Source organism: Staphylococcus piscifermentans, from assembly GCF_900186985.1.
Lineage (GTDB): Bacteria > Bacillota > Bacilli > Staphylococcales > Staphylococcaceae > Staphylococcus > Staphylococcus piscifermentans.
The window spans coordinates 417,713-434,229 of record NZ_LT906447.1 but is presented as its reverse complement, the minus strand read 5'-3'; the positions used below and the strand labels follow the sequence as shown (position 1 = coordinate 434,229).

Below are 16,517 nucleotides of genomic sequence, written 5' to 3'. Positions count from 1 at the left end.
ATTAACCTTCTTTCAACTTATATTGATTAACTTCTAAATCAGCATTCCCTTTTTCAACCTTAATTTGACATTGGCTATATGGTATTTGTGGAAATACTCTGGAACTCATAACCTTTGAACCATCATTTATAAATATTTCTATACTTGAATTGTCAATAAAAACTTGCATGTTTGAGAAAACTTCACCTAAATCAACACTTCTTCTTTGATCATCTTGATTGCTAGGTAATTGGCCACTATTCAAGCGATTTAATTGAAAAATATTTTTGATGAAATCTATGTCTATTTCAATAGATTCTCCTACTTTATTTGCAAGTAAAATAGTTATCCTTTCAGAACTATTATCTTTAATAGAAAAATCTATTTCTAATCTTCCCGGTTCAATCAAGTCCCATTCTCTACTATTATTTCTAAGTTTAAAAGTTTCTTTTATCCCTTTATCTCTTAGTTTAAAAATATCTGGATGGATACGTTGTTTCAATTGATTTTTTTCAATCGATAGTATTCTAGGTAATGTCATACAGTGTGCCCATTCATATTGGTCAGTTGGATATTCAGTATCTGGAAGCCCCATCCAACCAATTAAAATTCTATCGCCATCAGCAGATAATGTAGTTTGGGGCGCATAAAAATCAAAGCCATTATCTAATTCATTAAATCCATCATGTGATATTTTCAATGTGTCATAATTAAAGTTCCCCACTAAGTAGCCGGATTGATAAATATTATTGTATTTATTACCTTCTTTTTCTAAACCTTGAGGACAAAATAAGAAAACTTCTTTATCTTCAATTCTAAAGATATCAGGACATTCCCACATATAACCGAATTCATTTAAACCTGTGTTAATTTCACCAAGTAAATTAAATTCAAATAGTTCTTTTGATTGATAAATTAATGCCCTTCCTTTTTTATTATCATTTTGAGCTCCTACTACTAAATAGTACTTGTCTTGATTTTTCCAGATTTTAGGATCTCTAACATGTTCTGTGTAACCACTTGGAGGTCCTGAAATAAATGGTACTTTTTTAATAATTTGAAAATCATTATTTAATTGAGCATAAACTTGATATGGAACTCTTTTCCAATCTTTTGTTCTATGGTTACCAGTGTAAAATACATATAATTTATCATCGATTTGAATGCTAGAGCCACTATAAGCCCCGTGAGAATCGTAAAGTGTATCTGGGTATATTACTGGTCCTTCATTTTTAAATGTCGCCAAATCTTCAGACGAAACATGATACCAATATTTCAAACCATGAACCGGGCCTAACGGAAACCATTGATAAAATAAATGATATTTTCCTTTATAATAAATAAATCCATTGGGGTCGTTTAAAAGACCCGTCACAGGTTGAATGTGATAATACTGTCTCCAAGGAGATTTCTCTACTCTCCTTACCATTTGAGTATATTTTTCCTCAGAAATGAAATCCAAACCTTTATATCTATCTTCTCTTGTCCACTCCATTAAACAATCTCCTTTTTGGAACCGGTTCCATTTTTATTTAAAAAAGTAAAACGCTTTCACTTAGCATTTTACTTTCCCTTTTACTTAACGTCAATACTATTGTTTTCTATAAATTGAAAATCCATAACTTGTAGAATTTCAATTTTTTCATTATTAATAATACTAATAAGGTTTCGACTGGCAATTTCTCCGGTTTTTTTGTACGGAAAAGCAATCGTGGTAATTGTTGGACTTACGATAGAAGTAGTATCATAACCTCCAAATCCAGAAATAGATAATTGTGACGGTACTTCTATATCTTGGTCGCGAGCTGCTTTTAAAACACCTAGAGCAATATTGTCGGTTCCACAAATAATGGCATCATATTTAGATACTATGCTTCGAGCAGCTTTTTCAGCATGGTACAAATTGAAATCAGTATAATAAATATCGGGCTTAATATGATAGGTTGATAATCCTTTTATCACACCATTTTTTCTTTCAATACCAACTGATTGATCATATTCTTCAACACCTAAATAAGCCACTTTTTTAAAATCATTGCGTCCGAAAACTTCCCCAATTTTTCTACCAGCAGAAAAATCATTTTGTATTACTGAAGGAATATTTTCATAAGATTGCCCTACTAGAATTACAGGTGCTTTAATTTCTTGAATCGCTTTGATATGTTCCTTTGTGATTTCTGTAGCCAGAAGCATAATGCCATCGACCTTGTTTCTATCTAGTGTATATAAAGCCTCTACTTCTAAGTTTTTATCTTGATTTGTATTTACTATTAAGGTTTGATATTTAATCTTGCGTAAGTACTTTTCTGCTCCCTCTAATGTTTGATTAATTGCATATGAATCTAGGCGCGGAATAATCGCTCCAATCATAAAAGTTTTTTTAGCTTTTAAAGATTGGGCAAATTGATTAGGTAAATAGCCTGTTTCTTTCACTATCTCATCAATTTTATTTCTTGTCTTGACACTCACCGAGCCCCCGTTTAAGTAACGGGAGACTGTACTTTTTGATACTCTAGCCATTTTAGCAATATCCGAAATATTCATTACCGTTCACCTTTCTAATTATTCCCACACTTCTCCATTATGTGAACCTGCCACTAAACGTAACGGCCCATTAAAGACGATACGTGATACATATTTAATCAATGTATCAACGTCCATACGATTGTCATCTTGTACCCAGTACTTAATCACTGAAATCATAGAACCTGTGACATAACTATGAAAATACTCTACTGGAATGCCCGCAATATTATTATTTTCATCTGCTTGATCCATTAAATTCTCTTTAATAATATCTCTGATTTTTTCTTCTAATTTACTGCGTCGGTCCAAAGTCAGAATAACACGGTAAAAATCCATATTTTCTGCTATATGTGTGATGACATTTTTCATAATAGTCTCTGAAAATTCTTTGTTGAATGCTTCAGGGCTATCAGTATTTTTAATATTAACGCGGAAACGTGTTAAATCATATAATTGTTTCGCATACTCATCTTCCATAGATTCCAATAAAATATATTTATCTTCGTAATGCAAGTAAAATGTCCCTCTATTAATATCTGCCGCTTCTGTAATATCACTTACTGTAATGTGATCTAAATCTTTTTCTTCTAATAAATGTATAAATGCATCCTTAATTGCGGCCTGCGTTTTTCGTACGCGTCTATCAACTACCATAAATAATACCCTTCTTTCAAAGTTAATGAACAACTTAGTTTGATGTGTCTATAAATGCACATATCGTTCTAAATTGAGCATTGCATCTATTGATATTCCTATTATAATAGTCAAAGTAATGATAAATCAACACAGTGTTTAATAATTATTTATTGGGAGGCCAAAATATGAACATTTTTAAAAATAAATTACTTTGGATAGCACCAATCGGATTATTGGTAGTCATCATGTTATTAGCAGTTGCATTCTATCCTGCTTATAATCCAAAACCTAAAAATATTCCACTAGCAGTTGTGAACTTAGATAAAGGTACTGATATGCAAGGTAAACATGTAAATATCGGTAAAGACTTAACAGACAACTTATTGAAAAATAAATCAGAAGCAATAGAATGGAAAGAAGTATCTAGTGAGAAAAAAGCACGTGAAGGCATGGATGATGAAAAATACTTCGGTACGGTGGTACTAGAAAAAGATTTTTCAAAACATGCACTCAGCAAAACACAAGCTTCTGTTATGAAAGCTAAAAAACAAGAAATGGAAGATAAAGTAAAATCAGGGGAAATTCCACCAGAAGCAGCACAACAAATGGCTGAGAAAATGAAACAATCAGGTTCACAAGATGTCAAACCTGAATCAGCACAACTTAAAACAATTATCAGCCAAGGCGTTAACTTACAAGGCTCTCAAATCGCAACTAAAGTGTTAGATGGATTAGGCCAAAAAGTGAATGCTAAAATCACAAAACAAAGTTTAGACATTTTAAATAAACAAAATGTAGCTATTCCAGCTAAAGATATTGAAAGTTTAACTCAACCTGTAAATGTAGATAATATTACAATTCACAAAGTGAAAGATCACCAAGCAAATGGTAATGCATCATTCTTAATGTTTATGCCAGTTTGGATGGGATCATTAATCACATCAGTTATCTTGTTCTTCGCATTCCGCACAAGTAACTTGGTAACTCGTAAAAACCGCTTCATTGCAGCACTTAGTCAAATTGTCATGACTGCTGTCAGTGCATTAATTGGTAGCTTTGGCTATATCTACTTTATGAAAGATGTATTAGGCTTCCATTTCGATCATCCGAACCGTGTAGCATTTTATATCATGATTGCATTTATGGGATTCATCGGACTCGTACTTGGTTGTATGACATGGACAGGCATGAAGATTGTTCCAGTCTTCTTCCTATTATTGTTCTTCAGTATGCAACTCTTAATGTTGCCAGAACAAATGCTTCCAGAATTCTACCGCAAATATATTGTTGGTTGGAACCCATTCAGTCACTATGCACATACACTCAGAGATATCATCTATATGAATCAACATATTGAAATGAACGCAACAATCTGGATGTTTATCGGCTTCATGATTTTCGGTATCGTTTCAGTTATCGCAGCTTCATTTGTTCGTAAACACTCAGACAAACGTGCAGAAATTCCAGCATAATTTAATAAATTGGGGAAAAGAAATCCACCGTCAAGTTGGGGCTTGGCGGTGGATTTTTTTATTATTATTTAAAAAGTGACTCAAATTCTTTAATGGATTTGACTTTAAAAGGTTCAAAATCAAATTTTTTAAGAGGTTTGTTTAAATTAAGATGGTGCATAAATCCTTTAGTTAAACCATCCACATTATTTTCTACTATAATTGCTTGATCTTGTTTTAAATATTGAATTGTTTCCTTTAAATTGACAGTTATAACATCTGTATTTACAGCCAGCGCTTCATATACTACTAAACCTAACCCTTCGTAATTAGAAGAAAGCACAAATGCGTCACAATGAGCTAATAGAGGATACGGATTATTCATTCCTGTCAAAATTATAATATTATCTCTTGCAATAGAATTCCTTACTCTATTTATAGTTTTAGATTTTAAAGGTCCGTGCGGAGCAACTATTATCAAAAATATATTAGGGTTTCGCTCAAAGGTTCTTTCAAATGCATCTATTAATTTATCATGACCCTTTTGATAGTCATAACGCCCTATATTAATATATACTTTTATATTTTCATCAAATATAGCATTTAACATTTTAGTCTTTGAAACTCTAAAATAACCATAAAAATCTATATTAGGGTGTTGACTACTTTGTATATTTTCAGGTGTTATATAACTATCTACAAAATCCAGAAATTCACTTTTCTTGTTATCGAATAAAGAATTAAATTTTTCGTTCAAGTTTTCTTCTTTTTTAAGTAGTTTATAATTTTCGACAACGATTTGGCGACTTTTCTTAAGCTGTATCTCAGTTTTGTTTACTAATTCATAATTTTCTTCATTACGTGCAGATTCTAGTCTATTATTTAAAAGTGCTTCGTAATTACTAATTTCCTTCACTAAATTTGGGAAATAATAATTCAACTCATTCTGATTATCCTTTATTTTTGGTAATATAAAATCTTTATATTCTTCAAATAAAAGCTCGGAGATCAGATTGTTTTTTTGTTCACCAAAAATATTTGTTATTCTTTCATGCGCTTCATCCATCATTACTGATGTATTTTCAGCTACATACCGTAAATACGGATTAAAAGAGTATCTCTCATTAATATCCTTAATATTTTTAATTACAACGTCATAATTTGTATGTTTTGATTCTTTAGCTAATTTTACAATTTCATTTATTTCTTTTTTATACTCTTCAAGAAGCATTTGGGTTTCAGTTTTGTAAGCATTATCATTAAAAGAGTAATCTACTTTAACATCAGCTAAAGTTTTAAAAATATTTTCTCTGCCTAAGCGTTTTGTTCTGTCTTCACCTAAAAAGTTGTTAACTGTTACTAACTTTCTTTTTATTCCAGAAATGTTTGCATTTAAGTTTTCTCGTAAGTTTTCATGCACCATTACTACTTTATCAGCATCTTTATAAGCTCCAAAGACTATTTTTTTACTAAAATTCTTCTTAGCCTCATATTCAGCAAACATATCAGTATGCACCCATATTAATTTTTTTGCATTGATATGTCTCATCATTTCTGCTTCTTTGCGCTCAAATCCAGTATAATGGATAAACCAATCTATTTTTAAATCTCCAAAGATTCTTTTGAATTCTTCTTTATAAATTCTACCAAGCTGTTTTTTTCTTCCTTTTGCAGAATAATCCTCGTTCCATAAATATCTTTTCAATAATAGGCGATCAGAAATATTACCATTTACTTCTCCAGTCACAGGATAGAAAAGCACATTATCGGGTAAATTTAATAATCTATAATAATGTTCTGGTTTAATTTTATTTTTTTCAAAAAAACAAATATAATTACGTTTACTTGTATCTAAATTTTCTAAAGTATTTATGAGGGCACTTGTTACCCCATTATTCCAAAAGCCCCCACTTAAAATAGCTACTGTTTCTTTTCCATTATACAAATTATATTCTTTAACTTTTTCATCTATATAATTAAATAATATATTTTTAATTACTCTTTCGGCTCCATCTATACAATCTGAATATGTAAACCTTTCGTTAATTATTGAATAATCTTCAATAGATAGATTATCAATAGCAATTATAAGATCCTCCAAATTTTCAATTCTTTTAAAGGGATATTTATCAATATCTTCATAAACACCTCTGCTCTCGATATATTCCTCATAATCATAAGTATATAATATAACTGGTTTATTCATATTTGCATAATCGTACATAACAGAAGAATAATCTGTAATCAACCCATCGGTAATCGATAAAAATTCATAAGTTTCATAACTGCCAGGGAATTCTTTAATCTTACTGTATTTATCAAAAGAAATATTATTCTTTTCAAAATCATGTAATTTAACATATAAAAGTGTGTCATGGGCAAGTGTTTTTTCAAGATAATTTAGAAGTTCTTGAGTGTGACTAGTTTTCTTTACTTTACCTACTGTCCCCCTCCAAGTGGGCATATAACATAATATTTTTTTGTTCTCAATATTCAAGTTTTCTTTAATTTTGTTCTTTTCGATATCATTTAAAAATATTGAATTTCTCGGGGAAGGACTAACGACAATCTTCCCTTGATAGACATTTTTTAAATTATAGGCTTCTGATAAGATATCTTTAGTATATTCATTGCTTACAAATATTTTATCAGCCATGTAAAAGTTCCTTTGAACATTTGAAACATCAACAACTACAGGCATATCTTTCCCCATATACTTTAATGGAGTGCCATGCCATATAATATAATACTTTTGTCCTTTTTTCTTATTAAAGAAAGGATAAAAAGTTGTATCGTTAATTAAATATTCACTGGTTGCTAACAATTCATAGTATTCTACCGATAAATGTTCAACTATTTGAACATCTTCTATTCCTTTAACTTCAAAAAATCTCTTAGCTTTTTCTACGTTTTTAGCTACTACAAAAATTTTAGCGCGCTTTACTTTGTTTTTTATTTCTTTGATTAAATAATAATTATGTCCCCCTACAGAATCTCCATGAGTTGATTCTAATACAAAATGTTTTTTCTTTATTTTCTTATTTCTAAATGCATCTACATATACAAATTTCCCTTTATTTTTTGTGTAATTTTTTAGCTTATTTCTAATTTCCTTAATCTGTACCATGTTTTAAAATTCTCCTTCAACAACAGAGTTTATTACTTTACTATTTCTTGAATAAACTTTCTTATCTCATCTTTCATCTCACCATTATTTAAAGCAAAATCTATTGTAGTTTTTACAAAACCAACTTTTTCACCAACATCATAGCGTTTGCCTTCAAAATCATATGCAAAGACGTTATCATCTTGATTTAGTCTTTCTATAGCATCGGTAATTTGTACTTCTCCACCAGCACCGAAACCTTGATTTTCCAGATAATCAAAAATTTGTGGCGAAAGAACATATCTGCCCATAATTGCTAAATTTGATGGTGCTGTTCCTGCTGCAGGTTTCTCTACAAAATTATTTACTTGATATAATCTGCCATTAGAAGAATTTGGATTTATAATTCCATATCTGTGAGTTTCTGAAGGTTGAACCTCTTGAACACCGATCACTGACTTTCCAGTTTCTTCATATTTATCCATTAATTGTTTAATGGCCGGAACTTTTCCTTTTACAATATCATCTCCTAATAAAACGGCAAAAGGTTCATTTCCAATAAATTGTTTTGCGCACAAAACTGCATCGCCTAAACCTTTTTGTTCCTTTTGACGAACATAAAATAAATTCACCAAATTAGTAGGCTCTTGTGTCTTTTTTAATTCCTCTATTTTACCTTTTGTTTCTAAATTCATTTCTAATTCTTTTTGATTATCAAAATGATCTTCAATTGCTCTCTTATGCTTTCCAGTAATAATAATTACGTCCTCTATTCCTGCCTCTGCTGCTTCTTCAACAATATATTGAATAGTAGGTTTATCTAATATAGGTAGCATTTCTTTCGGCATTGCTTTTGTAGCAGGTAAAAATCTTGTCCCTAGTCCTGCTGCTGGTATTATCGCTTTCTTAATCATAAATATTCTCCCTAGACATTGAATTTTCATACAAAAAAGACTTCTAATATTTTCCATTAGAAGCAAATTGGTTTCCTTCTATTTTAAAAAGCAAATTTAAAAAGCAAAACTTTCTTAAATCAATGTAAATTATATGTAAATTTTCCATTAAAATCAATGGAATTTTTAGAGACTTTTAAATTTAGTACAATTATTTTTGCTTGTCTGTTATTTTTTCTAACAACAACTAATTAATGTCTTTAAATAACTTGTAATAACCAATTATTTAAATAGGTTAATGTAGATTATTGCAATAGCTACTTCTTAAAAATAATTGTATAAATAAGTCATAAAAGATATACTAAAGTATAGTTTAGTGTAAAGATTGTATACATATTATTAACTAATCTTTAACCTAAAATAAGCAGTCTCGCCTGTAATCATATTTAAATCATTCGAAAAGTAACCGAAAAATAGATAAGAGGAGTTTTTGAAATGAATAAAGTAGGAAAGGTGTTCTTAAACCAAGCAAGCAGAAAATATAAATTCTTTGCACAACCTATTAAAGCAATGTTTACAAGTCCTTATGTTGCTAAGATTACAAGATACGCAAAATATTATAAACACAATAAACTTAAAGATAATTATATTCTATATCAATCACGTGACGGCAAGAGTATGACGGACAGTCCCTATGCCGTCTTTTTATATCTGCTTTCCCATAAGGAGTATAAACATTTAAAACATATTTGGGTCGTGGATACGCAAAAGAAAAAACAAGAATTTGCCAAAATGTACAAGCACTATTCAAATGTGGAATTTGTAGTAAAAGAAAGTAATGATTGTTTACAAATGCTTACAACAGCAAAATACATTTTAAACAACTCAACTTTCCCAGCATATTTTACCAAAAAAGAGAATCAAGTGTACGTCAATACTTGGCACGGTACCCCAATTAAAGCAATGGGATTAGATGTTGAAGATAATTTACTCGGTTCTCAAAATATCATCAGAAACTTCTTAAGTTCTGATATTCTAGTTAGTCCAAATCCTCATACTTCTGAAATCTTCAAGAGAGCTTTCAGCTTAGAGGGTTTATACAGCGGAGAATTATTAGAAATCGGCTATCCTAGAATTGATCTTACGCTTAATGCAGACAAGAAAAGGGTCTTCAAGCATTTAAAACAATCCGGTCTGCATATATCTGACAGAGAAATTATTTTATTTGCGCCAACTTGGAGAGGCAGCGATGTCAATAAACCGGAAGATAGTTTGAAAGATGTCTATCGCATGGTAATGGAATTGAAGAATAATACCGAATATCAAGTACTAGTAAAAGTTCACCCCTTTGTTTATAAAACAGCTTTAAAATATAAAGAACTTAAACCTTACTTGGTGCCAGATTCCTTTGATACTAATGAATTACTCAGCGTAATCGATTTATTAGTAACCGATTATTCTAGTATTTTCTTTGATTATCTTGTTACCGACAAGCCAATGATTTTCTATTCTCCAGATTATGAAGATTATAAGAACGACAGAGGCTTCTATATTAAGCCGGATGCTTTACCAGGTCCATCTGTCTTTAATACGGATGATTTGATAGAAGCAGTCAATCATGCACAAGCAAACACTTCAAAATACGCCAGACAATATCAGGAATTTAAAGACTTATATGTTCCCTATGAAGACGGCAAAGTCACTGAAAGATTAATTAACGCTATGTTCTCTTCTGAAAAAGGGCAATCATTAAAGACTAAAGAAACGATTTTAATGTATCCTGGCGGAATGAAAAATAACGGCATCACTACTTCAGCAATTAACCTCTTAGAAAATATTGATTATGACAGATATGACGTTACGATATTTTTGAATAATACCCACAACACAGAAATCCTTAAGAATCTTTCACAAGTCAATAAAAATGTACGCATTATTTTAAGAAAGGGTCCTCTTCTAGCGAGCACTTCAGAGAAATACAGAGATATTTTCGTAAAAAATAGAGGCCTTAAATCACCATTAGAAAAAATAGCTTATCCAACTAAAGCTTACGAGCGTGAATTCCGAAAAATCTTCGGGAGCTCAGATTTTGATTATGTTATTGATTTCAGCGGCTACTCAATGTTTTGGTCTAAAATTTTACTAGCAACGCAATCCAAACGTAAATTAATATATCTTCATAGTGATATTGAAAGTGATATGAACCGTACAGTTAATGGCAACCGTCCGCACTATGTTAATTTAAAAGGCATTATCAGCTTGTATTATAAATTTGATTATCTGGTAAGTGTCTCTGAAGAAACATGCAAAGTAAATTTAAAAAAACTAGCTACACCAAATACTAGAGAGAAATTTGTATCAGCAATGAATACGATTAATCTTCCTAAAATCCAGCACTTACTCACTGAAGATACGGACTTCTTTATGCATAAAGGACAACAAGTGCTTGCTATTCAAAAAGATAATGAAATCGTCAGTGTTCCTTTTAATGATAAAGATTTTAAAGTCATGGCAATGGGCAGACTTTCTCCTGAAAAAGGCTTTGATATCTTAATCAATGGATTTAGCGGTGTTGTAAAAGACTATCCGACTGCAAAATTATATATCTTAGGAGACGGACCGCTAAGAAAAGCTTTAGAAGATATGATCAAGCGTTTAAAACTCGAAGACAATGTCTTCTTAGTAGGTCAAAAAAGTAATCCGTTTAATATTATGAAACACTGCGACCTCTTCGCTTTGACTTCACATTATGAAGGTCAATCTATGGTATTGTTAGAAGCATTAACAGTCGGTATCAATGCACTTGCTTCTGATATCCCAGCTAATAAATACGTCTTAAAAGCCGGAGATTATGGTATGTTAACTGAAAATACACCAGAACTTGTCGAAGAAAATATACGTAAATTTATAAATCATACTACTCCTACTTTCGAACACTTCGATGCAAACCAGCATAACGCCGAGGCTTTAGAACAACTCTATTCCTTACTGCACTAATGCAAAAAAGCCATGAAACTAATGACACAGTTTCATGGCATTTATAATGAGGTTATTCAGTCAGTTCTCTTTAGCTTCTTGTTTTAAACTATAATTATTCAACACCATCGGATAGAGTGTATTCCTGCCGACGATAAATCTCACGTAAGGAATAAAGGAAAGTACAATGCCAAGTCCTATACAAAATCCTATCGTGAAAATTGTGGTTAATGTGAAAAACATAAATGGATATCTAACAAACGAGGCTAATCCTCTTGAAATGTGTTCTACAATGATTTGATGCGACAGGTAAATGAAAAATGAAATTTCACTAATCATATAAATAAAGGTTAAATGTATACGACATAATATTTTAGATAAACTGATAATGAGCACAAAGAATGCTGCTGAAAAAACAAATAAATCAAAACGATTAGATTCATTAAAGTATACCTCGAACTTAAAGAAATCAATAGCAATAACTGCAGCACTTGCTATAAATAATAAGAGAATCCAATATATCTTTCGTTGTACAAATTCCATTACTACATCGTAATACTTTCCAATATAGAAACCTAGTACAAAGTAAAATAACCAGTTCAATATGATTGTGCGATTATAAAGAATATAGTGTTCATGCCACCAATTTAAATAGGTTGTACTATAATACATTAACAATGCATGAGTAAAACTAATGGCAAGCGAAACAACAATAGGAATTAAAGGTTTCATTTTATCTAATACTTTATAGAAAATCATATGTAGTATAAAGAATTGGAAGATGACTAATACAAACCAACCGAAGAATTTTCCTTCGATAAGTATATTGAGAATAAGATACCAAAGCGTAAAATGCTTGGCAGGATCAAAATAAATTTCTAATATAACAAACAAAGCAAAGACGATATAAGGCAGTAAAATAAATTTTATTCTTTTTGTCAAAAAGTTTTTAGGCAAATATTTTGAATATCGCATTCCTAATAATGTTTCTGATAACATGATAAAACACGGTGTAGCACTCAAAAGCATAATTTGCATAATTTGAACTATTCTCTTTTGAACGTCTCCCACGTGAATATCATTAATAAAGCCAGTCATCGCGTGAACAAGCACAATAATAATACAAAATATAGCTCTAGCATATGTTAATTCAGTTTTCTTTTCCATACTCTACTCCTCAGAATTGTTGATAAAATAACAAATAAAAACACTTCTATTACCGCTTCAATCGGTAAATTAGAAGTATTTCGAAATCGGTTACATCTGTCTGATCAATGTTAATTATATGTAAAATGTATTAAAAATGCAACTTAACTTTGCACAAGCTAAAAATGGTAAAACACTAATCCAATATGATTAGTTAGTGCAATAATTATCCACAGGAGTAATAAGTTATGATTACATTGACAAAATGTAGTTTATTTGTTTAATTATTATTGATTATGTGTAAATATATTGATTATTACAACTAACCAAGAGTATATACTTAACCATTTAAAACGAAATTAAAAGCGCGAGTTTTAAAACAGAAATAGAGAATCACATAAAAATATAAATCTTCAATAAGGATGAATTAAATATGTATGAAAAACTTTTAAGCATTATTGTACCCGTTTATAATGTCCAAGGATATCTACACGATTGTATAAAATCCTTATTAGAACAAAATCTAGATGATAATCTATATGAAATAATTTTAATTAATGATGGATCTCAAGACGGATCCGGTAAAATTATCAATCACTTTAGCGAAATGCACTCCAATGTTAAAGCCTATCATTTTGAAAATAGCGGTCTAGGTGCGACTCGTAATAAAGGGATCGAATTAGCACAAGGAAAGTATATTGCATTTTTAGATAGCGATGATTTTGTTCCTAAAAATGCATATAGTTCATTATTGGACTCTGCCTTTATTAATGAAGCAGAGATAGTAACAGGACCCGTAGAAAGATTTGAGAATAACAAATATAGCCGTTCAGGTTTACATAAAAAAGTAGATTTTACGGAGAAAATAAATACTAATTTTTTTGAAACACCTTCATTAGTTTATGATAGTACTAGTACTAACAAAATATATAAATCTTCTTTCTTAAAAGAAAACCAAATTGTATTTCCAGAAAATATCGTTTATGAAGACATCTATTTTACAATGAAATCTTTCAGCTTAGCTAAAAAAATAAATATCATTCCAACAGTGACTTATGTCTGGAGAATAAGAACTGGAGAAAGTGTTTCAATTTCTCAAGACAGATTCAATATACAGGGCTATAAAGATCGTGTAAATACATGCTTGGATACTCTATCATTTCTTAAAGAGCATGCTTCTAAAAAATTGTGTGCTGAATTCGAAAAGAAAGTAATAGTTTTTGATTTGCCTCTGTTCTTTCCTGAATATACAGAAACCAACAAATCATATACAAAAGAATTTATTAAAATCACAAGAAAAGCGCTCACTAAGCTGGATAAACAATACATTCAAAACTGTGATTACCGCAAGCAAGCAATTTACTATGCCATACAAAAAAAGGATTATAAAACAGTTTTAAACTATAGTGTTGATAAAGTGAAAACCATGCAATTAGGCAAACACTCAAAACCTTCAGACAAGTATTTGAAAAATTATTATTTAAAAAAGATCACTTTCAATCATAGCGATATTTTAAAAACTAAAGTGAAGAAAGCAACATTTAAAGATAATAGCATTTCTATTAATGTAAAAATTACTTCTTCACTTCTAGATACAATTGATGAAAAATGTCTTTCAGCCTTTATTTATAATGATAACGAAAACAAAGAAATTCAAATACGAAAAAAAGATGAAAGATTATATGAAATCAAAATACCTACAGAAATTATACCAACCACAAACCATTCTTCATTAAATAAAATCAAATTAATATATCAAGATGGTGATTTGTATAATGAAAAGGTATTAAGTGAACCAGGAGCCAATAGCAAAGCAACAACAGTTAACAAAAAAACTGAAAAATGGAGCTATAAACTAGACTATACATTCAGTTGGGAATTATATATATCAAAAGAAAATATTACAAATGTCTTCGATAACTTAGACATACAAGATAATAATCTGATTATCAAAGCAGCACATATTGATCCCAATTCACAATTCAAATTAAAAAATTTCCGTGAAAAACCTATTATCGGAGAAGTACACGGGGATGAAATAGTATTTAACTTAAATGATTTTGAAGCTATTCATAGATTATTTGAATTAGAAGTAAGTAATAATGGTGTGCAAACACGAAACTTTAAATTCAGTAAAATTCCTTTTTATTCTTCACAAATAAAACAAGATGAAACGCACGAATATGTAATAAGAGTGTATAATAATCATTCTTTTACTTTAAATAGAAAAGGAAGACACTCTAATGTTCTAGAGATGAGAAAAAACAATAGAGATTTATTAATCCGTTTTGAAAGTCCTTATGACTTAGATGTTTCACTCAGTAAAGTATTTCTTTCGTTAAAATCAACTAATGGTAAGGTAGTGAAGAAATTCCCAGCTGACATTATTGATAAAAATACTTGCCAAGTCGCAATACCTTTAGAAACTGATAACATCAACTATTTTGTTACTTATGGAGAATTCGTATTTTCTGTAGATTATTATTTAAACAATAAATTACTGCCTTCATCGTTATTATTAAATGCAAGTCGTAAAGTGAAATTCCCATTTTCCTTTACTTATAAAAACAGAAAGTATGACTTTAGTTCAAAAAATGGAAACTTGATCTATTTATATAAGAAACAAATATGGGACAAAGTGGATAATACCAGACAAAAAAGAAAAAGAAATTATAAATATCTTTATCCACTATTCCGTCTCTTGCCTAAAAATAAGAAGAAAGTTATTTATTATTCTTATTGGGGAGATCAATATTCTTGCAGTCCAAAAGCTGTTTATGAAACTTTGGAGAAAAAATATCCTAAATATAAAAATATATGGATTATGAACGATGTTAATCTTCCAATTAAAGGTAATGGACAAGTGGTTAAAAAGAATTCCTTAAAATATTGGTTCCATTTAGCTACAGCAAAATATTTCATTCAAAATACAAATATGCCTGTAGATTATAAAAAACGACGGGGACAAAAAGAAGTACAAACTTTCCATGGTACATTTATGAAAACTATGGGATTTGATACACCTGAATTTAAATTTGAAACACGACAAAATAAAATTGATCAGTTCCAAAAGAAAATTAATAATTGGGACTATGTTTCTGTTCCGTCAGATTATATGACTAGCAAGGCTAGAAGCGCGTTTAACACTAATGTTAAATCTATTCCTTCTGGTTTCCCTAGAAATGATATGATTTTCGATGCTCTCAACCATACAGAGTCAATCAAAAAATCTTTAAACATACCTTCAAATAAAAAAATAATACTTTACGCACCAACTTGGAGAGAAGGAAAGTCTTCTGATATCAAATTAGATATCGAAAATATGCAGAAGCAACTAGGCAACGATTTCATATTACTAGTAAGAGCTCATTATATGGTGAGTAATAATATGGATATTCGTCAATACTATCCTTTCGCTATCAACGTTTCTAATTATCCAAGCATAGAAGAATTGTACGCAATAAGCGATGTTTTAATTACCGATTACAGCTCTGTAATGTTTGATTATGCCTATTTAAAACGTCCAATGCTGTTTTACGCTTACGATCTTGAAAAATATTTATATAGCGAAAGAGGCACTTATCTGGATTACGAAAAAATAGTACCAGGACCAGTAATCAGAAACACTGATGCTTTAATTGATGAATTACAGAATCTCAATTCATTAAATTCTAGATATAAAGATAAATACCAACAATTTTATGATGAATTTTGTCAATACGGACGCGATGGAGATGCGTCAGAAACCGTGATAAAAACATTGTTTAAGTGAATTCAAAACTATAAATCTAAATATAAAGGCTG

Annotated in this window: 9 protein-coding genes; 3 read left to right on the top strand and 6 right to left on the bottom strand. The window is 30.3% G+C overall.

Annotation, left to right across the window (positions count from 1 at the left end):
* Position 1: 1 nt before the first annotated feature.
* The 3 genes from CKV71_RS01715 to CKV71_RS01705 form a co-directional block, all read right to left on the bottom strand.
* The gene (locus CKV71_RS01715; protein ID WP_095103165.1) at positions 2–1,474 is read right to left on the bottom strand and encodes a glycoside hydrolase family 32 protein; all 1,473 of its coding nucleotides are present in this window, start codon (positions 1,472–1,474) and stop codon (positions 2–4) included.
* Positions 1,475–1,554: 80 nt separating this feature from the next.
* Positions 1,555–2,523, bottom strand: coding sequence for a LacI family DNA-binding transcriptional regulator (locus tag CKV71_RS01710; RefSeq protein WP_095103163.1), 969 nt, complete (start codon positions 2,521–2,523; stop codon positions 1,555–1,557).
* Between the two features lie 18 nt (positions 2,524–2,541).
* Complete coding sequence (locus tag CKV71_RS01705) at positions 2,542–3,159, bottom strand: TetR/AcrR family transcriptional regulator (protein WP_095103161.1); 618 nt, start codon at positions 3,157–3,159, stop codon at positions 2,542–2,544.
* Positions 3,160–3,326: 167 nt separating this feature from the next.
* Between CKV71_RS01705 and CKV71_RS01700 the strand changes: the two genes are divergently transcribed.
* On the top strand, positions 3,327–4,613 hold the full coding sequence (locus tag CKV71_RS01700; RefSeq protein ID WP_095103159.1) for a YhgE/Pip domain-containing protein: 1,287 nt from the start codon (positions 3,327–3,329) through the stop codon (positions 4,611–4,613).
* Positions 4,614–4,677: 64 nt separating this feature from the next.
* On the opposite strand, the gene CKV71_RS01695 is transcribed toward CKV71_RS01700, so the two are convergent.
* Together CKV71_RS01695 and galU are read right to left on the bottom strand one after the other, a co-directional pair.
* The gene (locus CKV71_RS01695) at positions 4,678–7,719 is read right to left on the bottom strand and encodes a CDP-glycerol glycerophosphotransferase family protein (protein WP_095103157.1); all 3,042 of its coding nucleotides are present in this window, start codon (positions 7,717–7,719) and stop codon (positions 4,678–4,680) included.
* 32 nt (positions 7,720–7,751) lie between these two features.
* Positions 7,752–8,618: a UTP--glucose-1-phosphate uridylyltransferase GalU gene (gene galU / locus CKV71_RS01690; RefSeq protein ID WP_095107197.1), complete on the bottom strand. Its 867-nt coding sequence runs from the start codon at positions 8,616–8,618 to the stop codon at positions 7,752–7,754.
* A gap of 468 nt (positions 8,619–9,086) precedes the next feature.
* Here galU and CKV71_RS01685 point away from each other — a divergent pair, with 468 nt between their 5' ends.
* Positions 9,087–11,588: a glycosyltransferase gene (locus tag CKV71_RS01685; protein ID WP_095103155.1), complete on the top strand. Its 2,502-nt coding sequence runs from the start codon at positions 9,087–9,089 to the stop codon at positions 11,586–11,588.
* A 60-nt stretch (positions 11,589–11,648) separates the two neighbouring features.
* Here CKV71_RS01685 and CKV71_RS01680 read toward each other — a convergent pair whose 3' ends face one another.
* The gene (locus tag CKV71_RS01680) at positions 11,649–12,734 is read right to left on the bottom strand and encodes an acyltransferase family protein (RefSeq protein WP_095103153.1); all 1,086 of its coding nucleotides are present in this window, start codon (positions 12,732–12,734) and stop codon (positions 11,649–11,651) included.
* A gap of 412 nt (positions 12,735–13,146) precedes the next feature.
* Here CKV71_RS01680 and CKV71_RS01675 point away from each other — a divergent pair, with 412 nt between their 5' ends.
* Positions 13,147–16,485, top strand: a complete 3,339-nt coding sequence (locus CKV71_RS01675) for a bifunctional glycosyltransferase/CDP-glycerol:glycerophosphate glycerophosphotransferase (RefSeq protein ID WP_095103151.1) — start codon at positions 13,147–13,149, stop codon at positions 16,483–16,485.
* Positions 16,486–16,517 lie beyond the last annotated feature (32 nt).

Bases quoted from the DNA above. Each gene is read 5' to 3' on its own strand.
- CKV71_RS01715 (WP_095103165.1), bottom strand. From the start codon at position 1,474: ATGGAGTGGACAAGAGAAGATAGATATAAAGGTTTGGATTTCATTTCT.
- CKV71_RS01710 (WP_095103163.1), bottom strand. From the start codon at position 2,523: ATGAATATTTCGGATATTGCTAAAATGGCTAGAGTATCAAAAAGTACA.
- CKV71_RS01705 (WP_095103161.1), bottom strand. From the start codon at position 3,159: ATGGTAGTTGATAGACGCGTACGAAAAACGCAGGCCGCAATTAAGGAT.
- CKV71_RS01700 (WP_095103159.1), top strand. From the start codon at position 3,327: ATGAACATTTTTAAAAATAAATTACTTTGGATAGCACCAATCGGATTA.
- CKV71_RS01695 (WP_095103157.1), bottom strand. From the start codon at position 7,719: ATGGTACAGATTAAGGAAATTAGAAATAAGCTAAAAAATTACACAAAA.
- CKV71_RS01685 (WP_095103155.1), top strand. From the start codon at position 9,087: ATGAATAAAGTAGGAAAGGTGTTCTTAAACCAAGCAAGCAGAAAATAT.
- CKV71_RS01680 (WP_095103153.1), bottom strand. From the start codon at position 12,734: ATGGAAAAGAAAACTGAATTAACATATGCTAGAGCTATATTTTGTATT.
- CKV71_RS01675 (WP_095103151.1), top strand. From the start codon at position 13,147: ATGTATGAAAAACTTTTAAGCATTATTGTACCCGTTTATAATGTCCAA.